This window comes from Bdellovibrio sp. KM01, from assembly GCF_013752535.1.
Taxonomy (GTDB): Bacteria; Bdellovibrionota; Bdellovibrionia; order Bdellovibrionales; family Bdellovibrionaceae; genus Bdellovibrio.
In genome coordinates, this window is record NZ_CP058348.1 from 1,419,821 (window position 1) to 1,439,228 (window position 19,408).

The 19,408-nt window shown below is 46.5% G+C and carries 22 protein-coding genes; 9 read left to right on the plus strand and 13 right to left on the minus strand.

From position 1 onward, the window contains the following. The first annotated feature begins 15 nt into the window (after window positions 1-15). From HW988_RS06970 to HW988_RS06985, 4 genes are all read left to right on the plus strand, one after another. Window positions 16-1,647, plus strand: a complete 1,632-nt coding sequence (locus HW988_RS06970; protein WP_181606814.1) for an ABC-F family ATP-binding cassette domain-containing protein — start codon at window positions 16-18, stop codon at window positions 1,645-1,647. A 12-nt stretch (window positions 1,648-1,659) separates the two neighbouring features. Then, window positions 1,660-2,460 carry an alpha/beta hydrolase gene (locus HW988_RS06975; protein WP_181606815.1) on the plus strand — a complete coding sequence of 267 codons (801 nt, stop codon included), beginning with the start codon at window positions 1,660-1,662 and terminating at the stop codon, window positions 2,458-2,460. 118 nt (window positions 2,461-2,578) lie between these two features. Then, entirely contained in the window at window positions 2,579-2,809 is a 231-nt protein-coding gene (locus HW988_RS06980; RefSeq protein WP_181606816.1) for a hypothetical protein, read from the plus strand. 37 nt (window positions 2,810-2,846) lie between these two features. Beyond that, window positions 2,847-4,157 carry an MFS transporter gene (locus tag HW988_RS06985; RefSeq protein WP_255490254.1) on the plus strand — a complete coding sequence of 437 codons (1,311 nt, stop codon included), beginning with the start codon at window positions 2,847-2,849 and terminating at the stop codon, window positions 4,155-4,157. On the opposite strand, the gene HW988_RS06990 is transcribed toward HW988_RS06985, so the two are convergent. After that, window positions 4,154-4,351 (minus strand): hypothetical protein, encoded by a 198-nt coding sequence (locus tag HW988_RS06990; protein ID WP_181606817.1) that lies wholly within the window; start codon window positions 4,349-4,351, stop codon window positions 4,154-4,156. The genes HW988_RS06985 and HW988_RS06990 overlap by 4 nt on opposite strands. A 104-nt stretch (window positions 4,352-4,455) precedes the next feature. Here HW988_RS06990 and HW988_RS06995 point away from each other — a divergent pair, with 104 nt between their 5' ends. Both HW988_RS06995 and HW988_RS07000 read left to right on the plus strand, forming a co-directional pair. Further along, window positions 4,456-5,049 (plus strand): RlmE family RNA methyltransferase, encoded by a 594-nt coding sequence (locus HW988_RS06995; RefSeq protein ID WP_181606818.1) that lies wholly within the window; start codon window positions 4,456-4,458, stop codon window positions 5,047-5,049. Continuing rightward, the gene (locus HW988_RS07000; RefSeq protein WP_181606819.1) at window positions 5,046-5,723 is read left to right on the plus strand and encodes an RluA family pseudouridine synthase; all 678 of its coding nucleotides are present in this window, start codon (window positions 5,046-5,048) and stop codon (window positions 5,721-5,723) included. Before HW988_RS06995 ends, HW988_RS07000 begins: the two co-directional genes overlap by 4 nt. Here the strand turns inward: HW988_RS07000 and HW988_RS07005 are convergent. The 9 genes from HW988_RS07005 to HW988_RS07045 form a co-directional block, all read right to left on the minus strand. Then, window positions 5,711-7,609 carry a hypothetical protein gene (locus HW988_RS07005; protein ID WP_181606820.1) on the minus strand — a complete coding sequence of 633 codons (1,899 nt, stop codon included), beginning with the start codon at window positions 7,607-7,609 and terminating at the stop codon, window positions 5,711-5,713. The two genes, HW988_RS07000 and HW988_RS07005, sit on opposite strands and share 13 nt — an antisense overlap. 1 nt (window position 7,610) lies before the next feature. Further along, window positions 7,611-8,789 (minus strand): hypothetical protein, encoded by a 1,179-nt coding sequence (locus HW988_RS07010; protein ID WP_181606821.1) that lies wholly within the window; start codon window positions 8,787-8,789, stop codon window positions 7,611-7,613. Further along, complete coding sequence (locus HW988_RS07015; RefSeq protein ID WP_181606822.1) at window positions 8,786-9,250, minus strand: hypothetical protein; 465 nt, start codon at window positions 9,248-9,250, stop codon at window positions 8,786-8,788. Before HW988_RS07015 ends, HW988_RS07010 begins: the two co-directional genes overlap by 4 nt. Before the next feature lies 1 nt (window position 9,251). Continuing rightward, on the minus strand, window positions 9,252-9,740 hold the full coding sequence (locus HW988_RS07020; RefSeq protein WP_181606823.1) for a twin-arginine translocation signal domain-containing protein: 489 nt from the start codon (window positions 9,738-9,740) through the stop codon (window positions 9,252-9,254). A gap of 109 nt (window positions 9,741-9,849) precedes the next feature. Further along, window positions 9,850-10,503: an HD domain-containing protein gene (locus tag HW988_RS07025; RefSeq protein WP_181607654.1), complete on the minus strand. Its 654-nt coding sequence runs from the start codon at window positions 10,501-10,503 to the stop codon at window positions 9,850-9,852. A gap of 23 nt (window positions 10,504-10,526) precedes the next feature. Further along, window positions 10,527-11,357 carry a C1 family peptidase gene (locus HW988_RS07030; protein ID WP_181606824.1) on the minus strand — a complete coding sequence of 277 codons (831 nt, stop codon included), beginning with the start codon at window positions 11,355-11,357 and terminating at the stop codon, window positions 10,527-10,529. Window positions 11,358-11,502: 145 nt separating this feature from the next. After that, window positions 11,503-11,826, minus strand: a complete 324-nt coding sequence (locus HW988_RS07035; RefSeq protein WP_181606825.1) for a VOC family protein — start codon at window positions 11,824-11,826, stop codon at window positions 11,503-11,505. Window positions 11,827-11,895: 69 nt separating this feature from the next. Then, on the minus strand, window positions 11,896-12,582 hold the full coding sequence (locus tag HW988_RS07040; RefSeq protein ID WP_181606826.1) for a class I SAM-dependent methyltransferase: 687 nt from the start codon (window positions 12,580-12,582) through the stop codon (window positions 11,896-11,898). A gap of 8 nt (window positions 12,583-12,590) precedes the next feature. Then, the gene (locus HW988_RS07045; protein WP_181606827.1) at window positions 12,591-13,526 is read right to left on the minus strand and encodes a S8 family peptidase; all 936 of its coding nucleotides are present in this window, start codon (window positions 13,524-13,526) and stop codon (window positions 12,591-12,593) included. A 464-nt stretch (window positions 13,527-13,990) separates the two neighbouring features. On the opposite strand from HW988_RS07045, the gene HW988_RS07050 reads away from it, so the two are divergent. Beyond that, on the plus strand, window positions 13,991-14,491 hold the full coding sequence (locus HW988_RS07050; protein WP_181606828.1) for a GAF domain-containing protein: 501 nt from the start codon (window positions 13,991-13,993) through the stop codon (window positions 14,489-14,491). Between the two features lie 45 nt (window positions 14,492-14,536). Here the strand turns inward: HW988_RS07050 and HW988_RS07055 are convergent, their stop codons facing one another. Beyond that, window positions 14,537-15,649 (minus strand): GGDEF domain-containing protein, encoded by a 1,113-nt coding sequence (locus HW988_RS07055; RefSeq protein ID WP_181606829.1) that lies wholly within the window; start codon window positions 15,647-15,649, stop codon window positions 14,537-14,539. Window positions 15,650-15,872: 223 nt separating this feature from the next. On the opposite strand from HW988_RS07055, the gene HW988_RS07060 reads away from it, so the two are divergent. Further along, window positions 15,873-17,477: an apoptosis inducing factor family protein gene (locus HW988_RS07060; protein WP_181606830.1), complete on the plus strand. Its 1,605-nt coding sequence runs from the start codon at window positions 15,873-15,875 to the stop codon at window positions 17,475-17,477. On the opposite strand, the gene HW988_RS07065 is transcribed toward HW988_RS07060, so the two are convergent. After that, window positions 17,474-18,286, minus strand: a complete 813-nt coding sequence (locus tag HW988_RS07065) for a PPK2 family polyphosphate kinase (RefSeq protein ID WP_181606831.1) — start codon at window positions 18,284-18,286, stop codon at window positions 17,474-17,476. The two genes, HW988_RS07060 and HW988_RS07065, sit on opposite strands and share 4 nt — an antisense overlap. Window positions 18,287-18,290: 4 nt before the next feature. Next, entirely contained in the window at window positions 18,291-18,737 is a 447-nt protein-coding gene (locus HW988_RS07070; RefSeq protein ID WP_181606832.1) for an OsmC family protein, read from the minus strand. Between the two features lie 87 nt (window positions 18,738-18,824). On the opposite strand from HW988_RS07070, the gene HW988_RS07075 reads away from it, so the two are divergent. After that, window positions 18,825-19,370 (plus strand): hypothetical protein, encoded by a 546-nt coding sequence (locus tag HW988_RS07075; protein ID WP_181606833.1) that lies wholly within the window; start codon window positions 18,825-18,827, stop codon window positions 19,368-19,370. The last annotated feature ends 38 nt before the right edge of the window (window positions 19,371-19,408 follow it).

Here is a 19,408-nt window from a genome sequence, read left to right on the forward strand (position 1 = left end):
GATATACAGGGGACCATGATTCATTTATCCAACATCACAAAGCAGCAGGGGAACAAAGTTCTCTATCGTAACGGTTCATTCCAAATCAACGACGGCGAAAAAATCGGTCTGGTCGGTTTGAATGGTACTGGAAAAACCACTATCTTCCGCATCATCACAGGTGAGGAAGGTTACGATGGAACAGTTTCTAAATCCGATAAAACTGTGATCGGATACTTCTCTCAAAATATCGAAGATATGCGTGGCAGATCTGCCATCGAGGAAGTGAAATCTGCAATCGGCAATATCGGTAACATGCAGGTGAAAATGCAGGAGTACGAAGCAAAGCTTTCCGACCCTGATTTGGATCCAGATGAAATGATGAAGATCCTGGAAATTTATGGGGAGATGCAAGGGGAGTTCGAACGCCTGGGTGGCTACGATCTGGAATCCCGTGCCGCAGAGATCCTGACAGGTCTGGGGATCGGTCCTGAGGACTATCATCGTCCGACTGAGAGTTTCTCGGGCGGTTGGAAAATGCGTATCGCTTTGGCGAAAATCCTGGTGTTGAATCCGCAAGTCTTGCTGATGGACGAGCCGACGAATCACTTGGACGTGGAATCCATCATCTGGCTTGAAGAGTGGCTGGTGAATTTCAAAGGCGCGATTTTGATGACGTCGCATGACCGTGACTTTATGAATCGCATCGTTGGTAAAATCGTAGAGATCGCGAATAAAACGATCACAGTCTACGGTGGTAACTATGACTTCTATGAAAAGGAGCGCGACATCCGCAAAGAGCAGTTGATCGCAGCTGCAAAACGTCAGGAAGACATGTTGGCCAAGGAAGAAGAGTTCATCGCTCGCTTCGCAGCCCGTGCCTCCCATGCGGCACAAGTTCAATCCCGTGTTAAAAAACTAGAAAAAATTGATCGCATCGAAATTCCTGAAGAGGAATCTGAAATCAAGTTCGTATGGCCCGTGCCTCCACGTGGTGGGGATGAGGTTGTACGTTTTGAAGGCCTTTCCAAAGTTTGGAAACGCGATGATGGCAAAGAGAAACAAGTGTTCTCGGGGGCTCAGGCCTTGGTAAAACGCATGGACCGCATTGCGGTGGTCGGCGTGAATGGTGCGGGTAAATCGACATTGCTTAAAATTATCGCGGGTGAGGTTGAACCTACCGCTGGTACTTGCACTTTGGGGGCCTCCATCAATCTGGGGTACTTCTCTCAGAACTCTTTGGATGTCTTGGATCCTAAAATGACTATCGTGGACGAGGTGCATTCACGTATGCCGACAGCCGGTATGGGAACGGTGCGCTCGCTTTTGGGAGCATTTAAGTTTTCCGGCGAAGAAGCTGAAAAGAAAATCTCGATCCTTTCCGGTGGTGAGAAGTCCCGTGTTGTTTTGGCGACAATCCTGGCGCAACCCGTGAATCTTTTGATCCTGGATGAGCCGACGAATCACTTGGACATCGTTTCTCGTGAAGTTTTGCTGGACGCTATCAAGCAGTTCCCGGGAACTGTGATGATCGTATCGCATGATCGCCACTTTTTGCGTGAAGTGACGACTCGTGTATTCGAAGTTGATAAAAATCAACTGCGTATCTACGAAGGTGATTACGATTACTATATCCACAAAAAGAAATTAGAAGCAGCCGGAAAATAAGGCTGACAAGCAATGAAGCTCGCCTTTGATTTGCGCGATTTTAAAATTCCTGTGGACCGACTGGCTCCGCAGGAAGCTTTTCGCACCCGTCAAAAGGATGTCCTCTCCTATCGATTCTATCCCACGCGTTCTGAAAATTTGGTGATCTTGTATCATGGTGTTGGAGGTGACAGTCGCTATCTGTGTGCTTTGGCGAGTGCTATTGCCAAGGCGGGTATTGCCCAGGTGGTCACTCCCGATTTTCGCTGTCATGGGGTAAGTCTTGGCGCTTCTGACGTCATTGCTGCCAATCAACTTGAAATCGACCTCGAAGAACTCATTATACACTTGAAGATGAAGTTTTCGATTAAGAGCATGATTCTTTCCGGTCATTCCTTGGGTGGTGGTTTTGCATTAAGAGTTGCCGCATCGGATGTCGGCAGGCAGTTCTCTAAATTTGTGGCCTTAGCGCCTTATCTGCCGGAATCGTTCCATGCTCTGACGCCTGATTTGGGTGGCTGGATTTTTATGGATAAAGACGGCGAAGGCATTAACGTCAATTACCCCGAGATCTTTAAATCCGGTGAGGAAAAGACTCATTACAGTTCTGAATTTGTTCGGGCAGCTGTGGTTCCTGAGGATTTACTATTTCGTCTTCATAAAGAAAACGTTTCCCTTTGCATTGCGACCGGGGACAGAGACGAGGTGGTCATTGGGTCTCGACATGTAGAGATCTTTGAAGGAATCGCCTCTGGCGTCGTTTTAGAGAAGGGTTTGAACCATCTTACGATTGTCTCAAAACCATCAGTCATCTTGTCCCTGTATGAGTCGTAATTGCGACCGTAAATATGATTAATTTCACTTAAGCTGAGAAAAGTCCTGCCGATAAGTTCAACAGAAAATTGAAGATTACAGAACTTATATAACCAAATCTTGAACGTAGGCGGGGGTTATGAATTCTGAACTGGGAGTGTTCGCACTCCGTCAGATTGTTTCGTCCATGGTAGTGCTGGGGCCACTGATTGTGATTGCAGGGGCCTTTAGTTACGTCTTTAATCAAAATCGCAAAGCCGTGATAGCTTATGTCGTGATAGGTTGTATTCTGACCATCATCGGCGGTCTGAATCTCTATCATGATTTCGCTGCCAAGAAGACTGGTGAAATAGCACGCGAAAAAGAATAGTGGTGGGAAAAGGCTCGCAACGATGCGAGCCTTTTTTATGACACGATGTGGGTTCCCATTCGATAGCAAACTATGGTCTTCTTTTGTTATGGAAAATCGCAAAAAGAAAATCCTTAGTTGGGCCCTGTATGATTGGGCGAACAGCACCTACTCCACCACGGTGATGGCGGGATTTTTCCCGGTCTTTTTCAAAATGTATTGGAGCCAAGGCGTGGATGCGACGGTCTCCACGGCACGTCTGGGAACGGCAATTTCCATTTCCAGTCTGGTGATCGCATTTATGAGTCCTACTTTGGGAGTCGTGGCCGATCTTCGCGGGCTAAAAAAACTTTTCTGTCTTTCCTTTATGTTGATCGGGGTTATCGCTTGCGGGTGGATGACTTTCATTCCGTTGGGAGATTGGTGGAATGCGATCATGGCGTACAGTATCGCAATGATGGCCTTTAATGCGAGCTGCGTATTTTATGAATCCCTTATGCCTTTCGTCGCTGAACCCAAGGAAATGGATTACGTGTCCTCGTTAGGATATGCCCTGGGGTACCTGGGTGGCGGTATTTTATTTTTGATCAATGTTCTGATGCATCTTTTCCCGGAATGGTTTGGATTGCGAGACGGTGTTCAGGCCGTGCAGGTTTCCTTTATGACCGTGGCCGTGTGGTGGTTCGTGTTTTCGATTCCTCTCGCGCGGAATGTTCCAGAACCAGCGGTGCCAGTTTCCAAAGACAACATCTGGAAACTTACCAATCGCAGTATTCTGACGTTACAGGCGACCTTTAAGGAGCTGATGACGAAAGAGCGCAATCTGCTGATCTTTATGATCGCCTATTGGATGTATATCGATGGTGTTTACACGGTCATGACGATGGCAGTGGATTACGGAATGTCGATTGGCTTGGGCTCGAAAGATTTGATAGCGGCCCTTTTGATCACGCAGTTTATCGGATTTCCCTGTGCTTACTATTTTGGAACGGTGACCAAGCGTTTTGGCGCAAAGTTACCGGTCCTGGTGTGCATCGGAATTTACTCCGTCACGGTGGTTGCTGCCATGTGGATGAGCCAGGCTTGGCATTTCTATTTACTGGCGGTGATTATCGGAATGGTTCAAGGAGGCGTGCAGTCTTTGAGTCGTTCATTGTTTGGAAAGATGGCGCCGAAACATCAAAGTGGTGAGTACTTTGGTTTGTTCAATCTGGTGGGCCGATTTGCCTCGATCCTGGGGCCACTGATTGTTGCCTTTACGGTGACGATAACTGGGAATTCTCGTGTGGGAATGGTGGGCTTGCTATTGCTGTTTATAGTGGGGGGAGGACTCCTTATGAAAGTTAAGGAGCCTCAAGAGCACGGTTAGTGCTTATTGTTGGAATCAGCTTTGGATTCGTCTGAAGCTGAATGCTGCTCGGAAGGGGGAGATTGTTGCTCTTCGATGATTTTTTTGGCTTTTTTGCCAGTGATACCCATCCATTCCGGCAAAAAGACGGCAACGGCCACAAAAATCATGGTGATAATAACGAAGAAAATGCTCATGCTAAGAATGAGTTCCATGTGGGCCTCCAAAGAATGTATCTTTTCTAGTCCATTCGCGCCCAAAAGGGAATGTGAAATTTAATAATGGACTTTGCCCTCTGAACACGACATAAACCTTCGATATGACTTACAATCCACGCGATAGATACTTTAAAAAAGCAAAAGAAGAGGGCTTTGCGGCTCGTTCTGTTTTTAAGCTTGAAGAGATCGACAAGAAATACAAAATTTTTAAAGGCAGTGGCCAGACCGTTTTGGATTTGGGTGCTTCACCAGGCTCCTGGTCTCAGTATGCTTCCAAAGTGGTCGGTGCCAAGGGGCGCGTTTTGGGTGTGGATTTAAGCCCGGTGACAGTGAAATTGCCAAACGCGGTGTTCATTCAAGCCGATCTTCGTGACTTGAACCTTGAAGACACATTCAGAGATCATGGCTTTCATCCTCCGTTTGATATCGTCATGTCAGACATGGCGCCTAAAACTACGGGTATTCGCATGACTGACCAGGCTCGTTCGATGGAGTTGTGTGAACTGGCGTTGGACGTGGCTCGCAAATTCTTAAAAAAAGACGGGCACTTTGTCTGCAAGCTTTTCCATAGCGATGACTTTGCCAAGCTTCGTGATGAAATCAAAAAGTCCTTTGCTAAATGCGAAGTGATGAAACCTGATTCCACACGCAAAATTTCTAAAGAAATCTTTTTGATCGGTCTTAATAAAAAATGATTCGAATCGTTTTTGAAAATTCCCATTTCGTGATCTGCGATAAACCGGCAGGGGTGCTTTCCACTCCCAGCCGTATGGGAGCTGAAGACGAGCGCAATTGCCTGGGGATTGCCTTACAAAAGCAATTGGGTCTGCAAATCTATCCCGTGCATCGTCTGGATTTTGAAGTGTCAGGTTTGGTGATGTATGCGAAAACAGCGGAAGCACATCGTAAAGCCAATGCCTGGTTTGAACACAAGCAAGTCAGCAAAACTTATCGTGCTTTGACAACCTCTCAAGATTTTTCCCATATTCCGGTGAACGTTAAAAACTCCCGCGAAAAATTCTCGATAGTTGCCGGTCAGAAGTTTGCATGGAAGTCGCGCATCTTGCGTGGCAAGCGCCGTGCCTTTGAAAGCCCCGAGGGTAAAGACTCTTTGACCCTGGCAGAGTACTTAGGAACGAATGCTGACGGCTTGTTACAATGGGATCTGCAACCTGTGACGGGTCGTTCGCATCAATTGCGTTTTGATTTAAGCCGTCATGGTTTTCCGATTGTGGGCGATGCTTTGTATGGATCTAAAGTTCCAGGCGAAGGCAAAGACGCGATCGCCTTACGAGCGTATAAGATTGATTTTAGTAAAGCCCCGGGTCACCAGGAGCTTCAACTGCCCAACGTTATTCAATTGCCCTGAGAGATTGGCGCCACGGCTTTCTTAGGATGGCCGTCGACTCGGAACTGGAACAAGAAATACGGCGGAACACACGAACCGCGATTGCTTTCAAAACTTTCCGCACAAATATAATCATCACGGCAAGGGTTTAGTTGGTCACAACCACGAAGTCCCACACCCAAAGAGTACTCTTTTAAACAAGCATCAAAGTTTTTAGTCCCGATACAAGCATTGAACCCCGGGCGAGCGGCTGGCAAGGGGCCACAGCTGGCTTCCGCAGGCAAATTGTCGCAGCTAAGCGTTCTGACGTTCCCGTTCAAGAAGCCACCGGTGCGCGTGCCTGGCATTTGGCTTTGTGGCGAGCACATTGCGTTTGGAAGTGTCACAGTCAGTTTGTCAGAAGTACGGATGTACTTATCCTTACCGAAAGCGGACGTTACGATCTTACCCATTTCGCAAGGGTCACCGACTTGTTGAGTTTCAGCCAAGCAAATGCCTAAGCCTAAGCTGTCCTCTTTTTCCAAAAGTGTTTTGCACGTAAGTCCCTGGGCGCATGTCCAACCACTGAAGGATGGATCTTTACCTGTCGAACAATGTGCACCCCAACCGTTCATTAAGCCCGTGCCGATAAGTTTTTGAGAACGGCGCTCCTGAGGGCGGGCGGCAAAGCCGCGGGAGTAGTCGATCTTTTCGTTTCGCGCAAAAGCATCGACGATTTCGCGACGACGAGCCAAGTCCCCCATAAAATGGGCTGAACCGGGAAGGAAGACCGAGTTGCCAGCATATTTTCCTTGAGGGTCACGGCCGGTGAAATGAAAGCCACCAATGGCCCGTGTTTGATGGCAGCCCACGCAAGTGGATTCATTTAGACGGCGTAAAAGTGCGGTGCTGGATTTGATGTTCTCAAGATTTTGCGAATGAATTGAATCTGTTGCTGCAGATGGGAGCAAGCCATAGAACAGACGGTTGCCGGAACGGTTGATGCCACCTGGGGCAATGGAAATAGCGCTTTTTGCGAGGAATTTTTTAGGCAGAATCATCGTGCCGTCATCAATCGTTTTTAGATTTTGTGGGTCCTTGATCCAGGCCACAAGTTCGCTCATAAGGGAGGGCTCAGCTTGCAAACGAGCGCGGTCGATTTGGTTTTCCAAAGTCGTTTCTGCGAAACCTTTGCCAGTCCATTCGTAAGCTTTAAGCAGGTATTCTGCATGGCCACCAAAATCGGGACGCTCAGAAGCGGCCATTCGAGAGATCTGCATATTGATCTCTAGATCTTTTAACTGGGCAGGATTGAATACGGCCGGATTCAATGGGCCAGACGTCAAAATATCCTGAGCCGTGGATTCAGAAGTCACAGTCTGCCAACGTTGAGCGATACCCAAGCAACCTTGCTGAGAATTTCTGCTGCCTTGGTGAAGAAGCAAATTGATGGTGATCGGCAGACGAGAAGCGACGTTCACGCCTTGGCTTTCCACCATATAGGCCAAGCGATAGATGAAACGAATTTCGCCACAGTAGTTTGGATTTTTATAACCCACATCCATGCGATTGATCACGCCGACCAAAGCAAAACGGGCGCGAGCATGGGTGAGATAATTTAAATCAAAAAGTCTTTGTCCAAACGCCAAACCCACACCAGAGGTGGGGTTGTTTTTTTGATAGATATCCATTTCAGTTCTTAAACTATCCAAAATCACTTTGAAGTTGGTTTTAGAAAGAACTGAATTATCGACCACGCCTAATTTTTGACCTGGATTGACCAAATCAGCCAAAGCGAATCCTTGGGACTCGAGAGATTTTAAAACCTCGGGCTTAGAAATGCTGAGTGCATTTTCTAAATTTTCGGCGGCCTGAACCGTTGCCGAAAATAAAAGGATCGTAAAAAGGCGAAGAAGTGAGTGAGTCATATTACAAACCATCCGCTTGCAGGGCTCTGAATCCATTTAAAAGGTGCAAGTATTCCTGTGCCAACGTGCTGGAGTTTTTAGATACCCGGTTCGTCACTTGGCACGTGTGATCATCACAAGTCATCACCGACTGACAAGACTTCATGGAACAGCTTAACTGAGCATCGTTTACCACGAAGGAAATCAGCATATTGCCACGGCCCGCTTCGATTTCATCAAGGGCTTTGTAACACTCGTCCACAGTTTTTCTGGTTTTATAAACGGGGCACAACCACTCTTTGGCTACTTGGCTAAATTCAGCTGCACTGGAGTTGCGTTGCAGAGATCTTTCTGCCAGGAAACCGTAAAGGGATGCTGCCATCGCTTTTTGACAGTCTCTTTCGTTCAATTGGCAGAAGAATTTGTAATGGCTAAGCAGAGGGCCCTGGAAATTGCCCCATTTGCCAGCATAGTGTGAAAACATCGTCCGCATACGAAGGCAGCCACCTTCGGAACATTTCACATTAAAATCAGGATTGAAAGTGGCCCAGTCTTGATTGGGGGCGCGGTTTTCCTCGTCGACATAAAAATGACCGTCGCTGTGCAGGCGTTCAAAGCGAGTCCCGGTGAAAGACCCCGCGACGGCGATGTTCCATTTGTGTGAAAGATTCTGCGCATTCAGCCAACCGCTGTTGCAACCATGAATGATGGCAAAAGCATCAGGAGCAAAGTGGCTGGCAATGGATGCCACGATTGGCTCACGGAAATCAAAACGGAATCCCAAACCATCCGCTTGAGTGCCCAGTGAAGGGGAGTTGTGACCAAAGAATTCCAAGGAACGGATGTTATTGAACTTAAGAATCTCTTTCGAGCCTGATTGTGTTTCAAGTTTTACGTCATTGCTGATTACAAACGTCCAACCACTTTTTGAAAGGGCCGCGGCGTTGTAAGCATTTTCCAGAACTGAAATCAAAACGATTTGATCTTGCGGGAAGTTTCGTTTGTAAAGCTGGGCGCGTCCCAAAGCTGTTAATTGGGGCTGAATCCCTAAATCAGTTCCACGACCCGATAACAAAATTCTGACGCTTTTATTATAGTCGATGGAACCTTGCTGTGTCGGCACCGCTATAAAGTACGCTTGAGCCTGGGAAAGCGTCGTCAAAGAAATAATGAATGCGAAAAAAGCGAAGATGGTTTTCATATATGTTCCTTTGCCGCTTGTTTGCGAAGAGTTGCCAAAGTCATAGGGGAGGCCGAGATTATAAAGTTGTGCACGTAGTTTCCGCTCGCTGAGATCACGCGGATTTCGACATTTTTTTCACCAGCCGCAATAGCCAAAAGTTTGGCTTGGCTGATTTTGACATTGTGGGAATGAGTGCTCAGGGCTTTGGGATCCAAACGGGTTTGTTCAATAAAGGCTTTAAAGCCTTCAGCGTCATATGAATCCTGATCCACTGGAGTTGTCTTTAAAATGATTCCTTCAGCAGGTGGCTGGAGCAGTGTCTTGATCGGGATCGTCAAGGAATGGAAATGTTCAAAAAACGGGGAGTCTTGAGTCTCAAAAGAGAACTCACCCAAGTGAGCAACGCAAAGAGAACCCAATTCAGCCGAAAGGGCTGTGAAGTTGTTCCAACTAAGGAAGTCGCGACGTGAAAGACCCATATTATTTTCCTGCGCGACCGCGTTGGATTTTAACTTGGGCAGAGCGCGAGGCCGTAAAGTAGAAGTAGTGGGCAATATTGCCCTTCGGGGTCATGACGGTGATTTTGACTTCTTTTTCGCCGCTGGCGATGCGCTCAAGTTCATCCTTTGTGAAAATAACTGCGTGGGAGTGAACTCGAAGGCTGGCACCATCAAGCCCGGTTTCTTTGATAAATTCATTAAAGGCTTTTTCATCTAATGAAGCCTGATCAAGTACACTTGTACGTGTCGTGTAGCCATTTTCTGGCGGTGCAATCAAAACAGAAACCGGAATTGCCAGGATATGAAAATGTTCATAACGGGCAAAGTAAGTTGCTTCGGCCGTTACCTGGTCCATGCGAACGAGGCACGTGTCATCGGCTTTTGCTGCTTCCAACGCAAGTGACTTATTGGACAAGGCTAAGGCTGCGCCCGCCACTGTGGTATTTTTTAAAAAGTTACGTCTGTTCATAGGAAGGTTTTTACCAGACACCCTAGGAATCAGATAATTGTTTCAGTTTATAGTGGTGCCCAATGGTTACCACGAAAGAAGTACAAGGTGGTGACTAAGACTTTAACACTTAGATTTCGCGCTTTATCTGCGCCAGGTACGATTTGATAAAGGCCACCCGATGTTCGGCTTCTTTTTTTGCGGTGTCAGTGTTCAGGTGGTCCATCAGTTTAAATAGTTTTTGATAGAAGTGGTCGATGCCATAGTTCTTGTCATCCAGATCACGTTTTTCAGCCCAAGGGTCCTCTTCAGAATAGAAAGGGCGACTCATCAGGGAGCTCGTCGCAAAACAACGGGCAATTCCAATTGCTCCCAAGGAGTCCAGGCGGTCGGCATCTTGAACGATTTTAGCCTCGAGTGTTGTGGGCTTAATGTTAGCACTATAGCTGTGGGCTTCAATCGCATGACGAATGTCTTCGAGATACTGTTCAGGATATTCCACAGACTTTAGGTATTCGACAGTTGCTTCGGCGGAAAGGGCTGAGGCATAGGGTCTGCGCGGATCGCCTTTGGGCACATTGATAAAGTCATGAAAGAAAGCTGCCGGCATGACTATTTCCCAGCGACCTTTCTCGGCGTCGCACAAAGTTTTTGCGGTATTTACGACACGTTGAATGTGCAGGAAGTCGTGTGCAGGATCGGAATGGGGGTAAAGCACTCGGGCCTTATTTTTAAAGAGATGGAACCATTTATTTTCGTCAAAGTCTGAATGCTTTTGATTCATGATTTCCATCTCTTAAGTTTGAATTACGGATTCACACGTTTCACGGAAGGAGAGGTAAACTTGTCAAAATACGCGTACAGAGGTTGATCTGAGAACTCGTCGACATGGTCAAAAGTCACGTATCCGTAACCTCGGTCACCCCATTTTGGTCCCCACGAGTTTTTGAACATAAATGCGCGTCTTTCCGTGTTGTATCCAACTAGCAAGACAGCGTGACCCGCGCAAGCAATTTGGCCACTGGCGCATTGCTCAGCGATTTCTTTATTCATCGTGAATGTACCTTTGGTATCGTTGATATGAGGGATGGCAACGTTCAAAGTAATGACCACAGAACGGTTTTGTTTAATTTGTTCCATCGCCAGTTCGGACCATGAACGCGATGAGTGTCTTTTGGAAATTTCTTTGAACTTCAAACTTCGGTAACTGACCTTTGGAATTTTCTTTTGGCGCAAATCATAGAAGGACATTTGACCGGCACTGAATGGCTGGGTGAAATTCAGACTTTCTTTTTGATATGGCAATTGGTCTTCTTCATAAAGGTAAAGATCGTTTTGCAAGCTCGCCATAATGTCGTAAGTGTTTCCAAATTCAACTTCCGGGCGCCAGGCATTGATGATTTTATGACGGAAGATTTCGAACTCTTCGGAAATGTCATAGTCCTCACCCGTTAATGTTTTAAATGCACTTTCCACGGCCGCAGAGACAGCAAAGTAAGCGCAAGTATTACGTCTTTCCTGGTCCTTAACGGGAGTCTGCAAGTGAGTCAGAATAGTTTCTTCGGCTTTGGCGTCTTTGACATAAACCGAACACAGCAAAGCTGCCGTAAAAAAGAGAGTGCGAATCACAAATGTCATTTTAATTCCTTCGTATTAAATAATCGCCGAGTGATTTTGCAAACTTGCTGCCAGATGAAGGCGAATTGAGAGGGCTCTGACAAAGGAAATCACATTTGTGAAGATAATTATTACCTGTGTGTTTAAGGTTTCACCACGAGGGAAATTATTCGGCCTCCGGTAGATTGACCAGGCTTTGCGACTCATCCCATGGCTGCCACAGAGCGACTTTGTGTCCATCCGGATCATAAATCCACGCGAATTTTCCGCGTTCATTTTCGTCGACGTAGTCAATGATGCGAACACCAGCCTCTGCCAGGGAGCCGATCAGGGGAGCCAGGTTTTGAATGCGAAATATTGTAGTTTCGGGTAGGTCTTCATTCTCCTGAAAATGTTCTTCCATAAATCCGCCATTGAGATCACGATGAAGATGAAGTTTTTCTTCGTACCAACGATTCAATGCTTCGGGTCTTTGAATGAAGTTTTCCATATGGATCTATTTTCCGTCACGGATTTGTGGTGAACAAGACCAGTCTTTGCTGCATGCTTAGTGGCAAGATTAAGACCTAAAAATTGTGAAATGATCAAAGACTTGAGGCTCGTTTATTTCAGAAAGCCAAGGATGAGATTGAAAAATGCGGTGGCGAATATAACGTCCTCGTGCCACCACTTGAATGCTGCGTTTTTTAGCGATTTGCTTCAGATCTTCCAAAGTTTTGTCGACTGCTGGAGCGCTGCCAAAATCGAAAATAAAATAATAGTCTGCAAGGACCGGTACAAACTGGGGATCCGTCAGATCTTGGGTTTTAATAGCCGCGAGAGGGTAATTGAATTTTTTTAAGATTCGATTGCCTTCATCCACACGCTCGGCCACCAGTTCGTACCCGGTGAATTTTACGCCGGGATAATGTTTGCCCACCACAAAAGCCATGCGACCATACCCACATCCAAGATCCACGATGTGCTGGCCGTCTTGAGGTTTCAATAGTTCTAAAATCGTTCGTATTTCAGTGTAAGGTGTCTGCAGAGCCTGAACCGGAAGTCCTCGCCAAAAATTCACCGGGATGTTTTCATCCGCTTGAACATTGTAGTCCTGAGATTTCAGCAAAGCTTGTTCAATTTCTGCGGTTTTAAATCCCAACCACTCATCAACGACGACTGAATGTTCCTGAGCTTCTTGATAAGTGTGCTCGTCATCGGTGATCAGTGGGTAGGGCCCGTCAGGGTTGAAATCAATCTTGCTCAATAACTCCGTTATAGGCTTGAGATATCATTCTGTAAAGCGGTAATCCTGACGTTGGATTTCAGCTTGCCTGCCAAGGACCGATCGCGAATACCTTCTGTTTCTAATTTCAATTTAATCAATTCAGGATCGCGCAAAGTTGGGTTTTGCAACATGAGGGCGGCAGCAAGTCCGGTCACCCAAGCCGTCGCCTGCGAAGTTCCTGTCATCATCCCAAATTGGCCACCGGGCAGGGAAGAGTATACGTTCTTGCCCGGGGCCGCGATATCTACACTTTGCGAACCATAATTACTGCTGTCGATAAGATGACGATCCGAATCCATGGCTGCGACAGAGATAATATTTTTAAGCTTATAGCCAGCAGGATAGTAACCCAATTTATCGGTATCACGACCGTCATTACCGGCGGCAGCGACAAAGAGAATTCCTTTCTCTTGAGCTTCACGGATAGCCTGCTCTTCCAGAGCACTGCGTGTGTCCCCGCCGCCGGAGTAGTTGATAATATCGGCCTTCATTTTGATCGCATACCGAATTGCACGAACGGTATTGAGCAAGTTGACTCGGCCACTTTGTTCTGGATCGTAATATTTTAAGACCATGAATTTCACTCGCGAAGACAGGGTCCTTTGGCGAATAATACCCGCGATATGCGTGCCATGCCCGTGACTGTCACTGACATCGCTATTTTCAGAAACAAAATTCCATCCATGGAGGTCCCCGGCATATCCGTTGCCATCGTTATCTAAGCCATTGGTTTTTTCTTTGGGATTCACCCACAAGTTGTCTTTAATAAGTGGGTGATTGACATCGATTCCGGTGTCGATGATTGCGATGACGATGTCTTTATCAGGGTCGGTCGTGCGGGGTTGAGCAACGGAAGACCATAAAAATGGTGTTGCTGAGAGAATTCCAAAAAATGATTTCTGAAGTAAGTTAAGTGATCTCATGTCTGCCCCCGTGAATAGGGACATTGCATTTGGCGGGCCAGGTATAAGCAAATCTAATGCGGTCTCATCCGGAGATTTGTCACTTGTGTTTAGAAATCGCTATACAGGGTCTGAGGGCGTTTCAGGTGTCTAAAAGGCGACATACATAGACAACTTTTATACAGGGGTTCATAAGTTCGTCTTTTTCGACCCCTAGAATTGCTTATGATGGAACAGTCTTTATCGCGGGGATTGAAGTCCCCCTTGGATCTGTCTTAGTCCCATCCGCCTGGGGATGCTCACTTCGCGACACGCCATCCGGGCTCAGCCGTGGCCCGCCAGCGGCGGGTGCGCGCCATCGTGGCGCCCACGGAGGTCGCTTCGTGGGCATCCCCAGTCGGCTGTGCCTAAGCCAGCTCCAAGGGGGCCTTCAATTTCGTAATTGCGTTGTTCATTCTCTTGGAGATTGTGGTAGAACGGCTGGTATGGAAGCATCTACTGTTCGTATTTCTTATCAGGATAAAGTTAAGTTTTATAAAGAATTGAATTCTGAAGCTGCGGGTATTGCGGAGCGGGAGTGGTTTGTTAATTTGGCTAATTTTTCTGCGCTTTTGAATCAGCATTTGCCGGAGATTAATTGGGTTGGTTTTTACCTGAACCATAATGGGGAGCTTTTGCTTTCGTCATTTCAAGGCCTGCCGGCTTGTACTCGTATTAAGATGGGGAAGGGTGTTTGTGGGACTGCTGCGCAGACTTTACAAAGTCAGCTAGTGCCGGATGTTCATCAGTTTCCGGGGCATATAGCTTGTGATGCTCGGTCGCGTAGCGAGGTTGTGATTCCACTAGTCTTGGGGGATCGTCTGTTGGGTGTGCTTGATATTGATTCGCCTCATTTGAATCGTTTTGATTTGGAAGATGTGAAGGGACTTGAGGATTTTGCTCGCATCTTGCTTGAGAAGACGGTGTGGCCGATTTCGTTTGCTTAAATGTTGAAATAAAAAAGGCCGGTTTGTACCGGCCTTTTTTTTGAGTTATGCGACTCTTTTGATTCCTGGAGGGTTTGCGACAGTGTATTTGTTGCGGCCCGTTTGTTTCGAGGCATAAAGGGCCTCGTCGACTCTTTTATACCAGCCGTCGGGAGTTTCTCCGGCTTCAAGTTGGGCTATTCCTAAAGACACTGTAAAGCGGATTTCTAGGTTTCCGTGAACAAAAACTTCCTTGCGGATTCTTGCCATGCATTCATCGACCATTTTGATCGCTTGTTGGGTGTCACAGCCAGGAAGGATCACAGCGAATTCTTCACCGCCCAGGCGGGCTACGAAGTCTTCTTCGCGGGCGAAGCTTTCTTGTAGCAGGCGCACGCATTGTTGAAGAACGAAGTCTCCGATATCATGGCCATAGGCATCGTTAATTTTTTTAAAGAAGTCGATATCGAATAGCAGCATCGTCACCGGATCGTGGTCCAGCTGATTGATCTGGATGTAGCGTTTTACTTGCTCATCGAAACTTTTACGATTGTGGGCTCCTGTTAAATGGTCAGAGCGCATGGTGCGATTTGCTTCCATCAATTGCTTTTTTACTGTGGAAAGGCTTTTCTTAACCGTTTCCATACGTTTTGAACGGCGTTCGTTCGAAGACGTTTGATGCTTTAAATAAAAATCGATAAATTCGCGGGATTTTGCGCGCAAGTCTTCAATAGAATTTGATTCTACGGCCTCACGCAGTTGTGCCAGGCTGTTGTTCACTTGCCCTTCAGATGTGGCTTCGGCAGCGACCTCTTCACCAAGATTATCTGCGAAGTCCCAGATGATGCGCTTAAAATCATCAAAGGTGTTTTGCACGTAGGTCGTTTCATCAATACGATAGCTTGAAATGAACTGACGGAAACGGAAAAGAGCGCTTTCCAGTTCTTCACCTTCCAAAGTCATGAGCTCTTTGGCAACGGTATCCAGCTTCGCGCGCACTTTGCGAATCGAGTGATTTTGCACTTCGAATAAGTTTTTGTTATAGACATCCAAGATGTACAACAACGTCGCGCGATCTTCGGATAACGTTGGCTTATGGTCACTTTTGGTTTTAGCGTGACCCTCAGAGCCCCAGTCCATGTCCAACTGATCAACCAGCTTTTTCATCCACTGTTTCAACTTGCGCCTCCGCTTACACTCCGACTCCCGTCGGAATAAATATCATCATTTCTATTTCGGAAAATACGAGCCGAATATTAACGATTTCCCGACGCTGGTCCGGCAGATTCTCACAATGATACAGGTCTGGTTGGTGCTTTTTCGCAACGATGTGAAGCTTTGCTCAAGTCCTTACAACAAGAAGTCTAAAGTAATCTGGAACTGACAAAAAAGGAGTCACTTCATGGGAACAAGTGCGCAGGTTTCCGGCCCTGATTTTACCAAAGGTGTTTCAGCTGAAGTTCTGAAAGATGGAGAAACTCTGTTGGGACACGTTGGTGATAAGGCGGTTCTTTTAGTAAAGGTGGAGGGCGAGGTCTACGCCATCGGTGCTAACTGCACCCATTACGGAGGGCCGTTAAATCAAGGACTCCTTTACGGTCATCATATTCACTGTCCCTGGCATCATTCCAGCTTCAATGTGAAAACAGGCGAGGCTGAAAAAGCGCCTGCTCTTGTTCCGCTTTCATGTTGGAGCACGGAAGTCCGTGATGACAAGGTTTTTGTGACTGGCAAAAAAACCATTCCTCACCCGGTATTGCGGGGAACTGAAAGTCAGCACATCGTGATCATCGGTGCTGGTGCTGCTGGCACGGCTTGCGCAGTGATGCTTCGTCGTCAGGGATTTGCCGGGACCATTCAAATGGTCAGTCATGATGATTCACTTCCTTACGATCGTCCAAATTTATCCAAAGACTATTTGGCCGGCACGGCCCCTGAAGAGTGGTTGCCGATTATAAAGAGTTCGTTTTTTGATAAAAATAAAATTCAGCTCAATCTCAATGTTTCTGCCGTTGAGATTGATGTGGATCAAAAGGCGGTGCAGTTGTCAGATGGTCGCACGCTTTACTTTGATAAACTTTTGCTGGCAACAGGAGGGGAGCCTATTGCACCACCGATTGTGGGAATAGAAAGCAAGAATGTATTCATGCTTAGAACTTTGAAAGACTGCCGTCGCATTATTGAGAAATGTGGGGAATCAAAATCCGTGGCGGTGGTGGGAGCAGGATTCATTGGTCTGGAAGTTGCGGCTTCATTAAAGCAGCGGGGTATTGATGTTCATGTTATTGCTCCTGAAGAAATGCCTTTGATGAAAACTTTGGGAATTCACGTCGGAAGCTATCTGAAAAAAGCCCATGAATCCCATGGTGTGCATTTTCATTTGGGAAAAACTGTCAAGGAAGTCAAAGAAGACTCTGTGATATTGGATGATGGTTCGACTATTGCCTGTGATTTTGTTGTCGTGGGAGTGGGGATTAAACCCAATTTATCGTTGGCTCGACAAGCTGGATGTGAGATTGAGCAAGGTGTATTGGTGAATGAATATTTAGAAACCAGTGTTCCCGGAATCTATGCCGCCGGAGATATCGCGCGATGGCCGGACCCTCGCAGTCTGCGTCCCATCCGTGTGGAACATTGGGAGGTCGCTGAACGTCACGGTCAGGTTGTTGCCTCCAATATGCTGGGAGCTCGAAGTAAATATCTGGATGTGCCGTTTTTCTGGACTCAGCAGTATGACAAAATCGTCTGTTATATTGGTTTTTCTGATCGTTTTGATCGCATGGAACTTTTAGGTGATCCGGGCAAAGACGATTTTGCGGTGATTTACTATGAAGATGATCGGGTCGCAGCCTTTATGACCGTGGGGCGTGATTTGGAAAATCTCAAAGTCGAGCAAGCTTTGCAGCGGATTGACTATCGCAAGGTGGAAGAGCTTATCGCCGATTACGAACATCACCTGAAAAAACCACAAAAGCCTTTGCCCAACTATTTCGAGCCAAGTCCTTAAAGATGTTTCAGTTCCTTTTTAATTTTCGCCAGAGTTTTTCCGTCAAAGACTGGTAAGACCGGATTTAGTTTTTCCAGCCTTTCGAGCAAAATCGAGGAGATAATAAGATTTCTTAAATTCTTATCATCTGCCGGTACGATAAACCAGGGGCGGTCGGTGTGGTGAGTGTCCTGAATCACTTCACCGTAGGCTGTTTGATAATCGCTCCAATGGCGTCTTTCTGTTAAATCGCTCAGTTCAAACTTCCAGTGCTTTTCGGGGTTTTCGATTCGCTCGCGCAGCCGCAATGCCTGTTCCTTGCGGCTGATATGCAGAAAGAACTTTAAAATGGTGACACCTTCACGAACCAGCATTTTTTCAAAGGCATTCACATCGGAAATGCGATCTTTAACTTGTTTAAGTGGGATGGTTTTATGAACCAAAGGCACGATCAGGTCTTCGTAATGGCTGCGGTTAAAAATCACCATTTCCCCGCGCTCCGGAGTCTGTTTGTGAACGCGCCACAAATAGTCGTGGCGCATTTCGATTTCAGTCGGTCTTTTAAAGGACACAACACGCAATCCTTGAGGATTTGTGGCAGAAAAAACGTGCTTAACGGTGCCATCTTTACCCGACGTGTCCAGCCCCTGCAAAATGATCAAAACCTTGTGCTTTGATTCTGCAAAAATCAACTCCTGCACGCGTCCGAGTTTTTCACTGATCAATTCAAATTCTGACTTTAAAGCCTTGTTTGAAACTTCCTTGGCTTCCCCAGTCGAGACTTTGGCAAGATTTTTTGATGTCGGGTAAAAATGCTTTTCTTTTATCATTTATCTAGTGTGTGGCGCGCATTTCACCTTCGTCAAGTGTTGCATCTAAAGAGATTTCTGTATCAAGCAAACGGGAAACCGGGCAGTTGTTTTTGGCATCTTCGGCAATGGTTTTAAATTGGTTTTGATCGATACCCGGAATTTTAGCGCGCAACACTAGGTTGGAATGAGTGATCACCCAGTCGCTGCCATTTTTTTCGATGCTAACAGCGGCGTTGACGTTGATAGTCTCTGCGTTGAATCCTTTTTGGCCTAAAGCAGCACTAAACGCCATCGCAAAACAGGAGGAATGGGCGGCGGCGATCAATTCCTCGGGATTTGTCCCTTTTTCGGTTCCGAAACGACGACCGAAGGAATAGGGTGTTTTATTAAGAGCGCCACTTTCAGTGGAGATCTCACCCAGTCCCTGTTGAATATTACCCTTCCATTGAACCGATGCTTTTCTTTCCATATTAAACCTCCTGTTGTGATCCTCAAGAATAAAAGGGAAAGGGGGAGACGTTGACCGCTGCCTGAACTATTTGTTAAAGATCAATCCATGACAGGAACACCAAGAAAAATTGCAGTGATCGGAAATGCGGGAGCAGGTAAAACTGTATTGTCGCGTCGATTAGCACAGCTTTATCACATTCCAATCACGCATGTGGATTCTATCCAGTTTGTGGAGGGAATGAAGATTCGACCTCATAAGGAATCTATTGCTCTTTTGTCCGATATTCAAAATCAACTGACCTGGATCATCGATGGATATGGTCCTTTGGATATCATCGAAAAGCGTTTTCAGTTGGCTGATAAAATTGTTTTGATCGATTTTCCGTTGTGGCGTCATTATTGGTGGGCGACAAAACGCCAAATTCAAAACCTCTGGTCTCCACGTAAAGAATTGCCCCTGGGATGTTCAGAGCTTTCCTGGGAACACACCAAGAAACTTTATAAAACCATCGGTAACGTGCACCGCTTAATGCGACCCGAGCTTTTGCGAATTTTGAGTCGCGAGCAGCATCAAGGAAAAGTCGTGGTGATCCGTAATCTTTCTCAACTAAAACGTATTTCCCAATTCGGTTTTGTTGAGGGTGGCCTTTGACATCACTCCCTTAAGGAAGTTTGAATTCATTTGGGTAG

Bases quoted from the DNA above. Each gene is read 5' to 3' on its own strand.
- HW988_RS07025 (WP_181607654.1), bottom strand. From the start codon at position 10,503: ATGAATCAAAAGCATTCAGACTTTGACGAAAATAAATGGTTCCATCTC.
- HW988_RS07015 (WP_181606822.1), bottom strand. From the start codon at position 9,250: ATGGGTCTTTCACGTCGCGACTTCCTTAGTTGGAACAACTTCACAGCC.
- HW988_RS06985 (WP_255490254.1), top strand. From the start codon at position 2,847: ATGACACGATGTGGGTTCCCATTCGATAGCAAACTATGGTCTTCTTTT.
- HW988_RS07070 (WP_181606832.1), bottom strand. From the start codon at position 18,737: ATGGAAAGAAAAGCATCGGTTCAATGGAAGGGTAATATTCAACAGGGA.
- HW988_RS07020 (WP_181606823.1), bottom strand. From the start codon at position 9,740: ATGAACAGACGTAACTTTTTAAAAAATACCACAGTGGCGGGCGCAGCC.
- HW988_RS07050 (WP_181606828.1), top strand. From the start codon at position 13,991: ATGGAAGCATCTACTGTTCGTATTTCTTATCAGGATAAAGTTAAGTTT.
- HW988_RS07010 (WP_181606821.1), bottom strand. From the start codon at position 8,789: ATGAAAACCATCTTCGCTTTTTTCGCATTCATTATTTCTTTGACGACG.
- HW988_RS07065 (WP_181606831.1), bottom strand. From the start codon at position 18,286: ATGATAAAAGAAAAGCATTTTTACCCGACATCAAAAAATCTTGCCAAA.
- HW988_RS07000 (WP_181606819.1), top strand. From the start codon at position 5,046: ATGATTCGAATCGTTTTTGAAAATTCCCATTTCGTGATCTGCGATAAA.
- HW988_RS06990 (WP_181606817.1), bottom strand. From the start codon at position 4,351: ATGGAACTCATTCTTAGCATGAGCATTTTCTTCGTTATTATCACCATG.
- HW988_RS07035 (WP_181606825.1), bottom strand. From the start codon at position 11,826: ATGGAAAACTTCATTCAAAGACCCGAAGCATTGAATCGTTGGTACGAA.
- HW988_RS07005 (WP_181606820.1), bottom strand. From the start codon at position 7,609: ATGACTCACTCACTTCTTCGCCTTTTTACGATCCTTTTATTTTCGGCA.
- HW988_RS07060 (WP_181606830.1), top strand. From the start codon at position 15,873: ATGGGAACAAGTGCGCAGGTTTCCGGCCCTGATTTTACCAAAGGTGTT.
- HW988_RS07045 (WP_181606827.1), bottom strand. From the start codon at position 13,526: ATGAGATCACTTAACTTACTTCAGAAATCATTTTTTGGAATTCTCTCA.
- HW988_RS06995 (WP_181606818.1), top strand. From the start codon at position 4,456: ATGACTTACAATCCACGCGATAGATACTTTAAAAAAGCAAAAGAAGAG.
- HW988_RS07075 (WP_181606833.1), top strand. From the start codon at position 18,825: ATGACAGGAACACCAAGAAAAATTGCAGTGATCGGAAATGCGGGAGCA.
- HW988_RS06975 (WP_181606815.1), top strand. From the start codon at position 1,660: ATGAAGCTCGCCTTTGATTTGCGCGATTTTAAAATTCCTGTGGACCGA.
- HW988_RS07030 (WP_181606824.1), bottom strand. From the start codon at position 11,357: ATGACATTTGTGATTCGCACTCTCTTTTTTACGGCAGCTTTGCTGTGT.
- HW988_RS06980 (WP_181606816.1), top strand. From the start codon at position 2,579: ATGAATTCTGAACTGGGAGTGTTCGCACTCCGTCAGATTGTTTCGTCC.
- HW988_RS06970 (WP_181606814.1), top strand. From the start codon at position 16: ATGATTCATTTATCCAACATCACAAAGCAGCAGGGGAACAAAGTTCTC.